Source organism: Dechloromonas aromatica RCB, assembly GCF_000012425.1.
In genome coordinates, this window is record NC_007298.1 from 3,264,651 (window position 1) to 3,277,973 (window position 13,323).

Below are 13,323 nucleotides of genomic sequence, written 5' to 3' on the forward strand. Positions count from 1 at the left end.
GAACCATTTTTTCAGTCTTGAATCTCAAACAAATGTTTGCCTCTGAAATAAGCTAATGAGTTGATACAAATCAACAAAGTAGTGATGTTGCATTGCAACAATTATGCAAAAATACTGTTACAATTGATTTGCTGTAATTATTAATTTTCTCTTCTAGGAGCGTCCGATGTCTATCAATCCCGAGCAGTTAGCCGCCGCCAACAAGGCCGCCATTGATTCACTGTTGTCCGTTGCCAATACCGCCCTGGCTTCAGCCGAGCGCATCGCCACCCTGAACCTCGAAACCGCCCGCTCCGTAATCGAAGACTCCGTCTCCGGCGCCAAGGCGCTGATGGGTGCAAAAGACCCTCAGGAAGCCCTGTCCATCCAGGCCTCCCTGACTCAGCCGAACGTCGAGAAGGCCGTCGCCTACTCACGCTCCATCTACGAAATTTCCGCCCAGACCCAGGAACAACTGGCCAAGATGGTTGAAGCCCAGTTCGGCGACTTTCAGAAGTCGGTTGCCAGCATGCTCGAAAAGGCTGCCAAGGCTGCTCCGGGCGGTTCCGATGTTGCTGTCAATGCATTCCAGAGCGCCATTGCTGCAGCCACCAGCACTTTCGAAAACATGCGCAAGGCTGCTCAGCAAGTCACCGAATTGGCCCAGAGCAATATGGCCGCTGCCACCAGCGCCACCACCAAGGCTGTCAAGAAGAGCAAGTAAGCTCTCTTTGCCTGCGCAAAAAAGCCCGCGTTGACCGCGGGCTTTTTTGTGGGCAAGGCACCGGCAGCGCAATGCCAAGCGATAAGAATACGCCCCTAGGCCACCTCGGCCATCGGGACCAGAAAGTCCTTGCTGATACCGTCGCCGAGCAAATAGATTCGATCCATGAAATCGGTCAGCCACTCGTGCAGCCCTTGCGCCAGGATATCCTCGATCCGACCATAGTGCAGCTGGGCATGCAGCAAGCCGGCCTGGCGCGCAGTTTCTCCGGACTGACGATTGGCAATCAGATCGAGATTCTTGATCACGCTGTTCATGCAGAAGTGGAGCGAGCGCGGCATGTCCTTGTTGAGAATCAGCAGTTCGGCGACCCGATCTGGGGTAATCGCGTCCCGATACACCTTGCGATAAACCTCGAAGGCCGAGACCGAGCGTAGCAAGGCGCCCCACTCGTAGAAATCGGTGGCCCCTTCGTCGCCCAATGGACGCAGGACGTGGTATTTGAAGTCAAGGATGCGGGCCGTGTTGTCAGCCCGTTCGAGCAGCGTCCCGATACGGATAAAATTGTAGGCTTCGTCCTGCAACAGCGTTCCCAGGGTGGTACCCCGCGACAGCGATGAACGCACTTTGACCCACTCGAAATAATCGCTGATCCCCGCACTGAGTAGTTGCTCAAAACTGCGATCACGGGCTTCCAGCCACGTGTAGTTCAAGGTTTCCCACATTTCGGTGGTCAGCGTGCCGCGCACGGCATGGGCGTTCTCGCGAGCCAGCCGCAGGCAACTATGAATGGACGAATAATTATCCGGGTCGCTGACCATGAATTTCAGGACATTTTCACCATTAACCACTGAATATTTGGCGGCAAAAGCCTCTTCCAGGCTATTCAGGACGATGATCGCGTTCCAGTTCTGGTTGGCCGCTTCCTCGGATTGCGGAACCATCGACATTTGCCACGTCACGTCGAGCAGACGGGCCAGGTTTTCGGCCCGCTCGATATAGCGGGACATCCAGAACAGGTGATCGGCAGTACGACTCAGCATGGCTTAATCCTCCAGAACCCAGGTGTCTTTGGTACCGCCGCCCTGCGACGAATTCACGACCAGCGAGCCCTTGGTCAGCGCGACGCGAGTCAGGCCGCCAGGCACCATGTTCACGCACTCTCCAGACGACAGGACGAAGGGGCGCAGGTCAAGGTGGCGCGGCGCGATGCCCTCTTCGACGAAAGTCGGACAGTTGGACAGCGCCAGCGTCGGCTGGGCAATGTAGCCATCCGGCTTGTCGATCAGCAACTTGCGGAAATGTTCGATCTGCTCCTTGGTCGAAGCCGGGCCGACCAACATGCCGTAACCACCGGCGCCATGCACTTCCTTGACCACCAGTTCCGGCAGGTGATCAAGCACGTAGGCCAGATCATCCGGCTTGCGGCACATGTAGGTCGGTACATTATTCAGCTTCGGTTCCTCACCGAGGTAGAAGCGAATCATTTCCGGCACGTAGGGATAGATCGACTTGTCATCGGCGACACCAGTGCCAACCGCGTTCGCCAGCGTCACATTGCCGGCCTGATAGGCTCGGATGATGCCCGGCACGCCGAGCGATGAATCTTCGCGGAAGACTGTCGGGTCCATGAAGTCATCGTCGAGGCGGCGGTAGATCACATCAACCCGCTGCGGCCCCTGCGTCGTCCGCATATAGACCACTTCGTCCTTGACGAACAGGTCACGACCTTCGACCAACTCGACGCCCATCTGCTGGGCGAGGAAGGTGTGTTCGAAATAGGCGCTGTTGTAGGCACCCGGCGTCAGCACGACGACTGTCGGGTTCGATACACCCTGTGGCGCCACGGCGCGCAGTTTCTCCAGCAGCATGTCCGGGTAATGCTGAACCGGTGCCACCTTGTGCTTGGCAAACAGTTCGGGGAAAAGACGCATCATCATCTTGCGATCTTCAAGCATGTATGACACGCCGGACGGTACGCGCAGATTGTCTTCCAGCACGTAGAACTCGCCCTCACCGGCCCGCACAATATCAACGCCGGTGATGTGCGCGTAAATCCCGCCCGGCACATCAACACCTTTCATGACCGGACGATACTGCGCGTTGTTCAGCACCTGCTCGGCAGGAATGATGCCGGCCTTTAGAATCTCCTGATCGTGGTAGACGTCCCACAGGAACATGTTCAACGCCTTGACGCGCTGGCGCAGCCCGGACTGCAGCGCCTTCCACTCAGTCGATGGAATGACGCGGGGAATGATGTCGAAGGGAATCAGGCGCTCCTTGCCAGCCTCCTCGCCATAGACCGCAAAGGTAATACCGACCCGATGAAAGGCCAGATCGGCTTCGGCCCGCTTACGCTCAATGCGCTCGGGTGGAGTTGCCTTGAGCCAGTCTTCGTACCCCTTGTAGTGCGCACGGACACCGCCATTGGCGTCATACATCTCGTTATAGAAGTTCATTTTTCCACTCGTCGCTGAGGATGCTCTCGTACAGGTTTCAGCAGGTTCCATGCCACCTGCAAACAAGCCTTAAATCATGCGCCGAATAGCTCTTTTTAACTATTGACGCACCGCAAAGGTGCGACAGATTTTCAAGATGGTGCAAATAAAAAACCCGCCGGATCGCTCCGACGGGTTTCTGGTACAGCCAGCTCGAAATGCTTAGGCGCGTTCGAAGATGACCGCAATACCTTGGCCGCCACCGATACACATGGTGACCAGTGCGTACTTGCCGCCAATGCGTTCCAGTTCATACAGCGCCTTGGTGGCGATGAAGGCACCGGAACAGCCAACCGGGTGACCGAGGGCGATCGCGCCGCCGTTCGGGTTGGTCTTGGCCGGATCAAGGCCGAGCACCTTGGAAACCGACAGTGCCTGGGCAGCGAAGGCTTCGTTGGACTCGATGACATCCATTTGATCCAGGGTCAGGCCAGCCTTCTTCAGGGCAGCCTTGGTCGCCGGGATCGGGCCTTCGCCCATGACATCGTTCGGCACGCCGGCAACGGCATAGCCAGCGATACGGGCACGAGCCTTGTGACCAGCCTTGGCAGCCACATCAGCGGCAGCCAGCACGAAGAAAGCAGCGCCGTCGTTGATGCCGGAAGCGTTACCGGCGGTAACGGTACCGTCCTTCTTGAAGGCCGGCTTCATCTTGGCCAGGGATTCCATGGTCGTGCCACGCTTCAGGTGCTCGTCGGTGTCGAACACCACGTCGCCCTTGCGGGTCTGCTTGACGATCGGCACGATCTGCGACTTGAAGTAGCCGGCATCAATGGCGGCAGCAGCGCGACGCTGCGATTCGACAGCGAAGGCATCCTGGTCTTCACGGCTGAAGCCATGCTTGGCAGCGAGGTTTTCAGCAGTAATACCCATGTGACCAACGCCAAACGGATCGGTCAGCACGGCAACCATCGAGTCGATGGCCTTGGTGTCACCCATGCGAGCACCGTTGCGCAGTGCCGGCAGCAAGTAGGCAGCCTTGGACATGACTTCAACGCCGCCGCCGATACCGTAGTCGGCATCACCCAGCATCAGGTTCTGGGCGGTCGTCACGATACCTTGCAGACCGGAAGCGCACAGGCGGGAAACCTGCATGGCGACGGAATCCATCGACAAGCCGGCCTGGATGGAAGCAACGCGGGAAACATAGGCGTAGCGGGAATCGGTCGGCATCGTGGTGCCGACGGTTACGTAGTTGATTGCTTGGGGATCGACACCGGAACGGGCAATCGCTTCCTTCATGACGATACCAGCCAGCTCGGTAGATTCGAAATCGGCCAGGGCACCACCAAAAGCACCAATAGCGGAACGAACTGCGCTCAGAACGACGACATCTCTGCTCATGTAACTACCTCCACTTGGAAATTGATTCAGCCCACCAAACTGGCAAGCCCCAACAAAAACAGCAACAACATCCACAACACCGTGGCTCGCCAGACGAGTCCGACGGCGCTCTGCATAAAATCTACGTCGGCCGGGTCACCCAGACCCAACTCGGCACGATCGGATACTTCCACGCCATCCGCCACCGGCCGTCCCAACTGGACGCCGAGGGCACCAGCACCGGCCGCCAGCACAATACCCATGTCGCGGTCCGGCCACTGTGCCGGCTGGGTACGCCAGCAATAGGCAGCGTCCTCGAAATCGCCAACGATGGCGAAAGCCGAAGCGGTCGCTCGCAAAGGCAGCCAGTCGATCATACCGAAAACTTGTTTGGAAAAAATGAAAAAATCATTGCTCTGGCCGGCATTTTCGCTATTCCAGCGATCACGGACAATCAGTGAAAGGCGGTAGAGCAAGGCACCGCAAGGTCCGGGCAACAGGATAAACCACAGCAAGACGGCAAATACGTGGCGATGTGAAGCCCCCAGCGCCCCTTCGATGGAAAGCCGGGCAATATCTTCAGAGCCAAGGTTATAGGTTGAGCGCCCCTGCCATTCGCCAAGCAATTGCCGGGCTCGCTCCAAGTCACCCAGGCGCAAGGCCAACTGGATTTCGGTGTAGTGATGACTGAACTGCCGGAAGCCCATGGTCAGGTACAGCACGCCGATATTGAGCAGCAGGCCGAAGACCGGGTTCAGCGAGTAAAGCAAGCCGTAGGCAATCGCCACGACCAGCACAGGCAACAACACCGCCAAGCACCAGGCAAGTACGCCATGCCTGTAGGCACCGGCGTTGAAGCGGGATTCGATAAAATCCGCCCATGCGCCAAGCGGATCAGCAACAACACGCCGGTAATCAAGGGGTTGCAGCTGCTCGATGAGAAAAACTGCAATCAGCGAGAGAAGACTCATGGGGTACCGATGCTTGCCGTATTCGGCTTATTTTGGTGTCTTAAAGTGCCACGATACCACAAGCTCAAGCGCCGTGGAGAAGCCCGAGACGCTCGCTCAGCGAACGGATCATGCCAGCGGTGGCGCCCCAGATGAAATACTCGCCATAAGGCATGGCGAAGTAGTTGCGCAGCGCACCACGGTAATGCAACGAATGCTGCTGATGATTGGCCGGATCAAGCAGGAAAGAAAGCGGTACTTCGAAGATCTCGGCGACCTCAAAAGGATCGGGCTGCAGATCGAAAGGCGGCCTGACCAGTGCCACCACCGGCGTCACACGAAAACCGGTACCGGTTCGATATTCCGGGAGAAAGCCGACAATCTCGACCCGCTCGCGAGGCAAGCCGATTTCTTCCTCAGTCTCGCGCAAGGCGGTGTGTATTGGCGAGAGGTCCTCTTCTTCCACACGACCGCCGGGAAAACTGATCTGCCCAGCATGATCTCTCAGATGAGCTGTACGCTGGGTTAGCAGGACAGTGTGCCCAGCCTCACGCAGAACAATAGGAAAAAGTACAGCTGCTGGCGTCAGAGGCTGGTCGTCGACACCATCCTCCTGGACGAAATGACCAGCCAGCGGCTCGGGCAGCAAACTGGCCCGCAAGCGCTCCAAATCAATCGTCATGCCGCCGCAGAGTCTTCCTCGATTTCAGCGTGTACGGCAGCCAGCGCATCCTGCAGCGTTTCCTCCTGGAGATCGTTGATCGTCGTTGCCACCAGATCAGCTGACTCGATCGCACCGACTGGTAGGCGCTTGCTGTCGAGGCTGGCAATCAGGACCGCCGAAGCACCAGCCACACGTAGCAATGCCTGCCGCTCCCCCATGAGCATTTCCAGCTCTTCGCGCAATAGCGCTATTTCCTGATCTCTTTTTGGCACTTTCTCTCTCCTAAAATCTTTTTTTCAGTGTCATGGTACTGCCATCGCGCTGCATTTCCATCCGATTCAGGAAACTCATGCCAAGCAGGGCAATCGGCATCTCGTTCTGATGAATCAGCGCATCGACATTGTGCAGCGTGACACCTGCAATACGCACGGTATCGAGTTGAACCTTGCTCACCACCACCTGGCCATTGGCGGTGTTAGTCAATGCCTTCTGGCCGCGATTGAAATCCAGACCAATCCGGCGGGCATCCGTTGCTCCCAGTGAAATCATGCTCGCCCCGGTATCCACCAGAAAACGAACTGATGTTCCGTTGATATTACCTGTCGTAAAGAAGTGTCCCTGGACATCGGCGGTCATGATGATCTTGTCCGAACCATCACCATTACCAGCACCAATGGCATGTTGGCCAACGCGCAGGGGACGTTTCTTGCCGCCCACCTCAATCGTTGCCTGATCCCCCTGAATGGACACCACCTTTACGCCATCCACAGTCTGCCCAACCGGCACCGCCTGAGGCTCACCTCCATTGATCATCAACATCGCCTTGCTGCCCATGATGCCGGCCAACCCGACATCCTGCGCCATCACCGAAGCCGGAGGCAGGCACACCAGCAAAACAAGCAGCGTAGAATAACGCTTCGCGTTTCGGGACATCTTTACCATGCAACCAGTCGCCATCTTTCGTCACTCTCCCACTGAAGGTCCGGGCTATTTTGCCATATTCCTTGAGCAGCACGGGATTCCATGGCAATTGATTGCCATCGACGAAGGCGCCACGGTACCAAGCACAGCCGACGGTTTTTCTGGCCTGTGCTTCATGGGCGGCCCGATGAGTGTCAATGATCCGCTGCACTGGATCGAACCGGTCTGCGCGCTGATTCGAAACGCCGCCGCTCAAAACATTCCGGTCATCGGCCACTGCCTGGGTGGTCAATTGATGAGCAAGGCGCTCGGTGGCCAGATCACGAAAAATCCGGTCAAGGAAATCGGTTGGGGCAATGTGCTGGGTGAGGACAACACCATCGCCCGCCACTGGCTCGGCGACCATGCCGGCAAGCACGGCACGGTCTTCCAGTGGCACGGCGAAACCTTCAGCATCCCGGCAGAAGCAACCCGTTTGTTCGCCGGTAGCCACTGCGCCAACCAGATGTTTGTCCTGGGACCACATCTCGGCATGCAGTGTCATGTCGAGATGACACCAGAAATGATCGGCACTTGGTGCGAGCAATGGGCCGACGAGGCCATCGCGGTTGCCGACCAACCGAGCGCACAAACGCCCGAGGTCATGCAAGAGCAGATCGGCGAACGCCTGCCGCGCATGCGCCATCTGTCGAATCAACTTTATTCTGTATGGATCAACGGACTACAACGCTGAAAATCGGCCTCAGTAAAACAAAACGGGCAGCCTAACTGCCCGTTTTGTTTTACTACCCCCCAGACTCAGTCTCGGAAATTACCGTACTTGATCGGAAAATCGGTAATCGACTTGGTAATCAGCGCAATACAGCCCTGCAGATCATCGCGCTTGGCCCCCTGGACCCGCACGGTATCGCCCTGGATCGAAGCCTGGACCTTGAGCTTGCCGTCCTTAACCAACTTGACGATCTTCTTGGCCAGGTCGCTATCGATTCCATCCTTGATTTTCATCTCCTGCTTGACCTTGTTGCCGGAGACGCTGACCACCTTCTGGTGATCCAGGCGCTTGACGCTTTCCTTCTCCTTCTTTTCCATGGCCGGGAAAAGCAGATCCTTGATCTGATCGAGCTGGAAGTCGGAATCGCCCCACAGCGTGATGACCTTGTCCTTCTCGTTCAACTCGACCTTGGCACTAGTACCCTTGAAGTCGTAACGATTGTCGATCTGGCGCGAAGTAACGTCGATGGCGTTCTTCAGGCCAACCATATCCGCTTCAGAGGTGAAGTCAAAGCTCGGCATGGCAATTACCCGAAGTGGCAAACGTAGTGATAGGGCTCGTCACAGGCGATTTCGAAGCTGGAATTGCCCGGCACGTTGAAAGACTGACCATCGCCGTAGGTTTTCCACTCGCTCTCGCCCTTCAGCTTGACGCGGCAGGAACCGCCGACACCTTCCATGATTTCCGGTGCGCCGGTATTGAAGGTCAGGCTGGACGGCAGGATCACGCCAACCGTCTTCTTCGTGCCATCGGCCAGCACCACGGTGTGGCTGACACACTTGCCGTCAAAATAAACATTGGCCTTCTTGACCACGGAAACGTTGTCGTATTGCGACATTTAAATACCCCAGAGTTTCTGAATGACTGATTTGGCGATGAAGCCCACCATGCCGAAAGCCAGCACGAAAAAGAGCACGAAGGTACCCGTCTTGCCGGCTTTCGACTTCCAGGCGATCTCGCCGATGATGAAGAGCATGAAGATAATGAATGCGGCAACACCCCAGGTCGAAAAAAAATCCGCGATCTGTTCTTCATTGAAACCGAATACGGTGCCGCCTTCCATTACTTAGCCCTTCTTTTTGGCGATTGGCTTCTTGACCGGAGCCTTGACAGGCTTGGCGGTAGCTTTGGCGGCAACCGGTTTTTCAGCGGCCTTTGCTACAGCCTTCGTCACCGGCTTGGCAACCGCCTTGGGGACAGCTTTGGTGACAGGCTTGGCAGCAGCCTTCTTCGCAACCGGCTTGCCAGCCTTGCGGCCAGCCAGATTGGCCGCAATACGTAAACGCAGCGCATTCAGCTTGATAAAGCCGCCTGCATCGCGCTGGTCGTAAGCACCGGCGTCATCCTCAAAAGTGGCAATGGTCGAGTCGAACAGCGAATCCGTCTTCGAATCGCGACCGACGACGATGACGTTGCCCTTGTACAGCTTCAGGCGAACAACGCCGTTGACCGTCTGTTGCGTGTGATCGATCAGCACCTGCAGCGCCTTACGCTCCGGGCTCCACCAGTAGCCGTTGTACACCAGGCTGGCGTAGCGCGGCATCAGGTCATCCTTGAGGTGGGCAACTTCGCGGTCAAGGGTCACCGACTCGATGGCGCGGTGGGCGCGCAGCAGAATGGTGCCGCCCGGGGTTTCGTAACAGCCACGTGACTTCATGCCGACATAGCGGTTCTCAACCAGATCGAGACGGCCGATGCCGTGCTTGCCACCCAACTCGTTGAGCAGGGCCAGCACTTCATGAGCCTTCAGCTTCTTGCCATTGACCGCGACGACATCACCCTTGGCAAATTCCAGATCGAGGTACTCGGCCTTGTTCGGTGCCTTTTCCGGCGACACAGTCCACCGCCACATCGACTCTTCAGCCTCGGCCGCCGGGTCTTCCAGATGGCGACCTTCATAGGAGATGTGCAGCAGGTTGGCATCCATCGAGTACGGGGAGCCGCCCTTCTTGTGCTTCATGTCAATCTCGATGCCATGCTTCTCGGCATAGGCCATCAATTTTTCACGGGACATCAGGTCCCACTCGCGCCACGGGGCAATGACCTTGATGCCCGGCTTCAGCGCATAGGCACCGAGTTCGAAACGGACCTGATCGTTCCCTTTGCCGGTTGCGCCATGACAGATGGCATCGGCACCGGTTTCATTGACGATCTCGATCAGACGCTTGGCAATCAGCGGACGGGCGATGGAGGTACCGAGCAGGTATTCGCCTTCATAGACGGTGTTGGCACGGAACATCGGGAAGACGAAGTCGCGGACGAACTCCTCGCGCACGTCGTCGATATAAATGTTCTTCGGCTTGATGCCGGCCTTCAGTGCCTTGGCACGCGCCGGCTCCAGTTCCTCACCCTGACCGAGGTCGGCCGTGAAGGTAACGACTTCACACTTGTAAACATCCTGCAGCCACTTGAGGATGACCGAAGTATCCAGACCGCCCGAATAGGCCAGCACAACCTTCTTGATATCGCTCATTTCTGTTCCCTTGTTTCGATTAATCCGTCTGCTCAGCCTTGAATGCGGCCGAGCATTAAATATTCCATCAGCGCTTTCTGGACATGCAGCCGATTCTCGGCTTCGTCCCAGACCACCGATTGCGGCCCGTCGATCACCTCGGCCGTCACTTCCTCGCCGCGATGCGCCGGCAGACAGTGCATGAATACGGCCTGCGGATTAGCCACGCGCATCATGTCGCCATCAACGCACCAGTCGGCGAAGGCCTTGATCCGTTCTTCGTTTTCCGCTTCGAAGCCCATCGAGGTCCACACGTCGGTGGTCACCAGATCGGCCCCACGGCAGGCATCCATCGGATCGGCAAATACCTTGAAGCGGGCCGGATTGATCTTGCCAACCAGTTCTGGCTGAATCTCATAGGCAGGTGGTGTCGACACATGGACCTTGAAGTCCAGCACTTCAGCCGCCTGCAGCCAGGTGTTACACATATTGTTGGCGTCGCCGACCCAGGCCACCGTCTTGCCCTGAATGCAGCCACGATGTTCGATGTAGGTATAGATGTCAGCCAGAATCTGGCAAGGGTGGTATTCGTTGGTCAGCCCGTTGATCACCGGCACGCGCGAATTAGCGGCGAAACGCTCGATGATCTCCTGTTCGAAGGTACGGATCATCACGATGTCGCTCATCCGGGAGATCACCTGTGCCGCATCCTCAACCGGTTCACCACGACCGAGTTGGGAATCACGTGTGTTCAGATAGATCGCCGAACCGCCCAGTTGCTGCATACCGGCCTCGAAGGATAGGCGCGTTCGGGTGCTTGCCTTCTCGAAAATCATCACCAGCGTACGGTCGGACAAGGGCCAGTACTTCTGATAAGACTTGAACTGGTTCTTGATCCAGCTCGTGCGCTCGAAGACGTATTCGAGCTCTTCACGGGTGAAATCCTTGAATTGCAGAAAGTGTTTGATTGCCATGATTAAGCAGCCAGAAATTCCTTGATCAGCGGAGCAGTGCGCTCTACCAACTCATGAGCGTCGCTCTCGCTGAAAATCAGCGGCGGCAGGAAACGCAGCACGGTATCTGCGGTGACATTAATCAGCAGGCCGGCTGCCAAAGCTTTACCAACCAGTGCGCCACAAGGGCGATCCAGCTCAAGGCCGATCATCAAGCCATGCCCACGAATATCGACAACGCCCTTAACCCCGGCCAAAGCTTCAGCAAACAACTTGCGGATCAGGAGGCCAATACGCTCCGCATTGCCCAACAAGTCATCCTGTTCAATCACTTCAATGGTTGTCAGAGCGGCAGTAGATACCAGCGGATTACCACCAAAAGTCGATCCATGATTTCCCGGCCCGAACAGCCCGGCAGCCTTGCCTCCGGCCATGCAGGCACCGATCGGCACGCCGGAACCCAGCCCCTTGGCCAGGGTCGCAATATCCGGCTGGACGCCAGCTTGCAGATAACCGAACCACTTGCCAGTCCGGCCCATGCCACACTGCACCTCATCGCAGATCATCAACCAATCCTGCGCATCGCAGAGTTCGCGCACACCACGATAGAAAGACGGATCAGCCAAATGAATACCGCCCTCACCCTGAATGATCTCCAGCATGACCGCGACAATATTCTTGTTGTGCTCGGCAACCGCCTTGATCGCTTCAAGATCACCGTACGGGACGCGTACGAAACCGGCCACCAGCGGCTCGAAACCAGCCTGGGTCTTACGATTGCCCGTTGCTGAAAGCGTTGCCATCGTCCGGCCATGAAAAGCCTTTTCCATCACGACGACCGTCGGTATTTCGATATTTTTCTTGTGACCATAAAAGCGTGCCAGCTTGATCGCCGCCTCATTGGCCTCAGCCCCGGAGTTACCGAAAAACACCTCCTGCATGCCCGAGAGCTCACAAAGCTTGTCTGCCAGTTGCTCCTGTTCGCCAATTCTATAAAGGTTGGAAGTGTGCAACATGCGCCCAGCCTGAGCGGCAATGGCAGCAACCAACTTTGGGTGAGCGTGACCGAGCGTCGAGACAGCAATCCCTGACAAGGCGTCCAGATATTCCTTGCCCTCGGTATCGGTAATCCGGCTGCCGTTTCCGTGACTAAAAGTCACCGGCAAGCGGGCGTAGGTATTCATGACATGCGACATGAGGCAACCCCATAAAACGAAAACGGCGGCCAATGCCGCCGAAACGACCGCCACTCCAGTAGGCCGCATAACCCCCGGAGAACAGCAGAAAGTTAAATTCTAGGTGAAAAACAAGGCCTTGTATAGAACAGCAAGACAGGAGCAAATCCACCACTACAGCCTCAACTCGCCGCAGTGATGGAAAGACAGGCGGCTTCTGCTAGAATGCACCAACGCAAGGTCGTATCGTCCGCAAACGCAGAGTAGAACAATGACAAATCAAGAATCGACCACATTCATCATTGTCGGCCTCACAAAACAAGGCAAAAAATTTCGCCCGAGCGATTGGGCTGAACGTCTTTGTGGCGTCATGTCCGCCTTTGGCGCCGAACGTAAGATGAAATATTCACCCTACGTCGGCCCCGGCGACTACAACGGCGAAAAAGCAGTTTTCGTTGACGGCCGCCTTGGTGAAATAGAACCCATGGCCTACCGCTTCATGCTCAACTTCGCCCAGGATAACGACCTGCAAATCATCGACGGCGTCTGCTCGATCGACAAGAATTAAACAGAAATCAACCGCAATAAAAAAGGCGCCCGCAGGCGCCATTTTCATTTGAGCAGTTAACTCAATCAGGCAGCAGCAAGGGCCTTGATTTGAGCAGACAAACGGCTCTTGGTACGGGAAGCCTTGTTCTTGTGAACAATCTTCTTGTCAGCAATGCGATCGAGCACTGCGACGGACTGCTGGAAGACGCCTTGAGCGGCGGCTTTGTCACCAGCTTCGATCGCCTGACGAACGCGCTTGATTGCGGTACGCAGGGTCGAACGCAGGCTGGCGTTATGGGAACGCTGCCCGTCAGCTTGACGGGCGCGCTTGCGGGCTTGTGCGCTATTGGCCATGTAAAACTT

Annotated in this window: 17 protein-coding genes; 3 read left to right on the plus strand and 14 right to left on the minus strand. The window is 56.6% G+C overall.

Going from position 1 to position 13,323, the window contains the following annotated elements; translation table 11 throughout:
* Positions 1-166 precede the first annotated feature (166 nt).
* Positions 167-703: a phasin family protein gene (locus DARO_RS15465; protein ID WP_011288747.1), complete on the plus strand. Its 537-nt coding sequence runs from the start codon at positions 167-169 to the stop codon at positions 701-703.
* A gap of 95 nt (positions 704-798) precedes the next feature.
* Here the strand turns inward: DARO_RS15465 and DARO_RS15470 are convergent, their stop codons facing one another.
* The 7 genes from DARO_RS15470 to DARO_RS15500 form a co-directional block, all read right to left on the minus strand.
* Positions 799-1,746 (minus strand): alpha-E domain-containing protein, encoded by a 948-nt coding sequence (locus DARO_RS15470; protein ID WP_011288748.1) that lies wholly within the window; start codon positions 1,744-1,746, stop codon positions 799-801.
* Between the two features lie 3 nt (positions 1,747-1,749).
* Positions 1,750-3,162, minus strand: coding sequence for a circularly permuted type 2 ATP-grasp protein (locus DARO_RS15475; protein WP_041224448.1), 1,413 nt, complete (start codon positions 3,160-3,162; stop codon positions 1,750-1,752).
* A 201-nt stretch (positions 3,163-3,363) separates the two neighbouring features.
* Positions 3,364-4,545: an acetyl-CoA C-acyltransferase family protein gene (locus tag DARO_RS15480; protein ID WP_011288750.1), complete on the minus strand. Its 1,182-nt coding sequence runs from the start codon at positions 4,543-4,545 to the stop codon at positions 3,364-3,366.
* Between the two features lie 26 nt (positions 4,546-4,571).
* Positions 4,572-5,495: a CobD/CbiB family protein gene (locus tag DARO_RS15485; RefSeq protein ID WP_011288751.1), complete on the minus strand. Its 924-nt coding sequence runs from the start codon at positions 5,493-5,495 to the stop codon at positions 4,572-4,574.
* Between the two features lie 64 nt (positions 5,496-5,559).
* Positions 5,560-6,156, minus strand: coding sequence for a CoA pyrophosphatase (locus DARO_RS15490; protein WP_011288752.1), 597 nt, complete (start codon positions 6,154-6,156; stop codon positions 5,560-5,562).
* The gene (locus tag DARO_RS15495) at positions 6,153-6,410 is read right to left on the minus strand and encodes a hypothetical protein (RefSeq protein ID WP_011288753.1); all 258 of its coding nucleotides are present in this window, start codon (positions 6,408-6,410) and stop codon (positions 6,153-6,155) included. Before DARO_RS15495 ends, DARO_RS15490 begins: the two co-directional genes overlap by 4 nt.
* 10 nt (positions 6,411-6,420) lie before the next feature.
* Positions 6,421-7,080: a TIGR02281 family clan AA aspartic protease gene (locus DARO_RS15500; protein WP_198134053.1), complete on the minus strand. Its 660-nt coding sequence runs from the start codon at positions 7,078-7,080 to the stop codon at positions 6,421-6,423.
* On the opposite strand from DARO_RS15500, the gene DARO_RS15505 reads away from it, so the two are divergent.
* Positions 7,079-7,792: a type 1 glutamine amidotransferase gene (locus DARO_RS15505; RefSeq protein WP_011288755.1), complete on the plus strand. Its 714-nt coding sequence runs from the start codon at positions 7,079-7,081 to the stop codon at positions 7,790-7,792. The genes DARO_RS15500 and DARO_RS15505 overlap by 2 nt on opposite strands.
* 65 nt (positions 7,793-7,857) lie before the next feature.
* On the opposite strand, the gene DARO_RS15510 is transcribed toward DARO_RS15505, so the two are convergent.
* From DARO_RS15510 to DARO_RS15535, 6 genes are read right to left on the minus strand one after another with little or no spacing between them, the layout of a single operon-like run.
* A complete protein-coding gene (locus DARO_RS15510) occupies positions 7,858-8,352 on the minus strand; it encodes a YajQ family cyclic di-GMP-binding protein (protein WP_011288756.1) in 495 nt (164 codons plus the stop codon).
* A 5-nt stretch (positions 8,353-8,357) separates the two neighbouring features.
* Complete coding sequence (gene ppnP, locus DARO_RS15515; protein ID WP_011288757.1) at positions 8,358-8,669, minus strand: pyrimidine/purine nucleoside phosphorylase; 312 nt, start codon at positions 8,667-8,669, stop codon at positions 8,358-8,360.
* Positions 8,670-8,894: a DUF2788 domain-containing protein gene (locus tag DARO_RS15520; RefSeq protein WP_011288758.1), complete on the minus strand. Its 225-nt coding sequence runs from the start codon at positions 8,892-8,894 to the stop codon at positions 8,670-8,672.
* 3 nt (positions 8,895-8,897) lie between these two features.
* On the minus strand, positions 8,898-10,304 hold the full coding sequence (locus DARO_RS15525) for an argininosuccinate synthase (RefSeq protein ID WP_011288759.1): 1,407 nt from the start codon (positions 10,302-10,304) through the stop codon (positions 8,898-8,900).
* Between the two features lie 32 nt (positions 10,305-10,336).
* A complete protein-coding gene (argF, locus tag DARO_RS15530; RefSeq protein ID WP_011288760.1) occupies positions 10,337-11,257 on the minus strand; it encodes an ornithine carbamoyltransferase in 921 nt (306 codons plus the stop codon).
* Between the two features lie 2 nt (positions 11,258-11,259).
* The gene (locus DARO_RS15535; RefSeq protein ID WP_011288761.1) at positions 11,260-12,432 is read right to left on the minus strand and encodes an aspartate aminotransferase family protein; all 1,173 of its coding nucleotides are present in this window, start codon (positions 12,430-12,432) and stop codon (positions 11,260-11,262) included.
* A 250-nt stretch (positions 12,433-12,682) separates the two neighbouring features.
* Between DARO_RS15535 and DARO_RS15540 the strand changes: the two genes are divergently transcribed.
* Entirely contained in the window at positions 12,683-12,979 is a 297-nt protein-coding gene (locus tag DARO_RS15540) for a DUF3579 domain-containing protein (RefSeq protein WP_011288762.1), read from the plus strand.
* A gap of 65 nt (positions 12,980-13,044) precedes the next feature.
* On the opposite strand, the gene rpsT is transcribed toward DARO_RS15540, so the two are convergent.
* The gene (gene rpsT / locus DARO_RS15545; RefSeq protein WP_011288763.1) at positions 13,045-13,314 is read right to left on the minus strand and encodes a 30S ribosomal protein S20; all 270 of its coding nucleotides are present in this window, start codon (positions 13,312-13,314) and stop codon (positions 13,045-13,047) included.
* Positions 13,315-13,323: the final 9 nt, after the last annotated feature.

Excerpts from the sequence above, each read along its gene's own strand:
- DARO_RS15465 (WP_011288747.1), top strand. The coding sequence starts at position 167 with ATGTCTATCAATCCCGAGCAGTTAGCCGCCGCCAACAAGGCCGCCATT.
- DARO_RS15470 (WP_011288748.1), bottom strand. The coding sequence starts at position 1,746 with ATGCTGAGTCGTACTGCCGATCACCTGTTCTGGATGTCCCGCTATATC.
- DARO_RS15475 (WP_041224448.1), bottom strand. The coding sequence starts at position 3,162 with ATGAACTTCTATAACGAGATGTATGACGCCAATGGCGGTGTCCGTGCG.
- DARO_RS15480 (WP_011288750.1), bottom strand. The coding sequence starts at position 4,545 with ATGAGCAGAGATGTCGTCGTTCTGAGCGCAGTTCGTTCCGCTATTGGT.
- DARO_RS15485 (WP_011288751.1), bottom strand. The coding sequence starts at position 5,495 with ATGAGTCTTCTCTCGCTGATTGCAGTTTTTCTCATCGAGCAGCTGCAA.
- DARO_RS15490 (WP_011288752.1), bottom strand. The coding sequence starts at position 6,156 with ATGACGATTGATTTGGAGCGCTTGCGGGCCAGTTTGCTGCCCGAGCCG.
- DARO_RS15505 (WP_011288755.1), top strand. The coding sequence starts at position 7,079 with ATGCAACCAGTCGCCATCTTTCGTCACTCTCCCACTGAAGGTCCGGGC.
- DARO_RS15500 (WP_198134053.1), bottom strand. The coding sequence starts at position 7,080 with ATGGTAAAGATGTCCCGAAACGCGAAGCGTTATTCTACGCTGCTTGTT.
- DARO_RS15510 (WP_011288756.1), bottom strand. The coding sequence starts at position 8,352 with ATGCCGAGCTTTGACTTCACCTCTGAAGCGGATATGGTTGGCCTGAAG.
- ppnP (WP_011288757.1), bottom strand. The coding sequence starts at position 8,669 with ATGTCGCAATACGACAACGTTTCCGTGGTCAAGAAGGCCAATGTTTAT.
- DARO_RS15520 (WP_011288758.1), bottom strand. The coding sequence starts at position 8,894 with ATGGAAGGCGGCACCGTATTCGGTTTCAATGAAGAACAGATCGCGGAT.
- DARO_RS15525 (WP_011288759.1), bottom strand. The coding sequence starts at position 10,304 with ATGAGCGATATCAAGAAGGTTGTGCTGGCCTATTCGGGCGGTCTGGAT.
- argF (WP_011288760.1), bottom strand. The coding sequence starts at position 11,257 with ATGGCAATCAAACACTTTCTGCAATTCAAGGATTTCACCCGTGAAGAG.
- DARO_RS15535 (WP_011288761.1), bottom strand. The coding sequence starts at position 12,432 with ATGTCGCATGTCATGAATACCTACGCCCGCTTGCCGGTGACTTTTAGT.
- DARO_RS15540 (WP_011288762.1), top strand. The coding sequence starts at position 12,683 with ATGACAAATCAAGAATCGACCACATTCATCATTGTCGGCCTCACAAAA.
- rpsT (WP_011288763.1), bottom strand. The coding sequence starts at position 13,314 with ATGGCCAATAGCGCACAAGCCCGCAAGCGCGCCCGTCAAGCTGACGGG.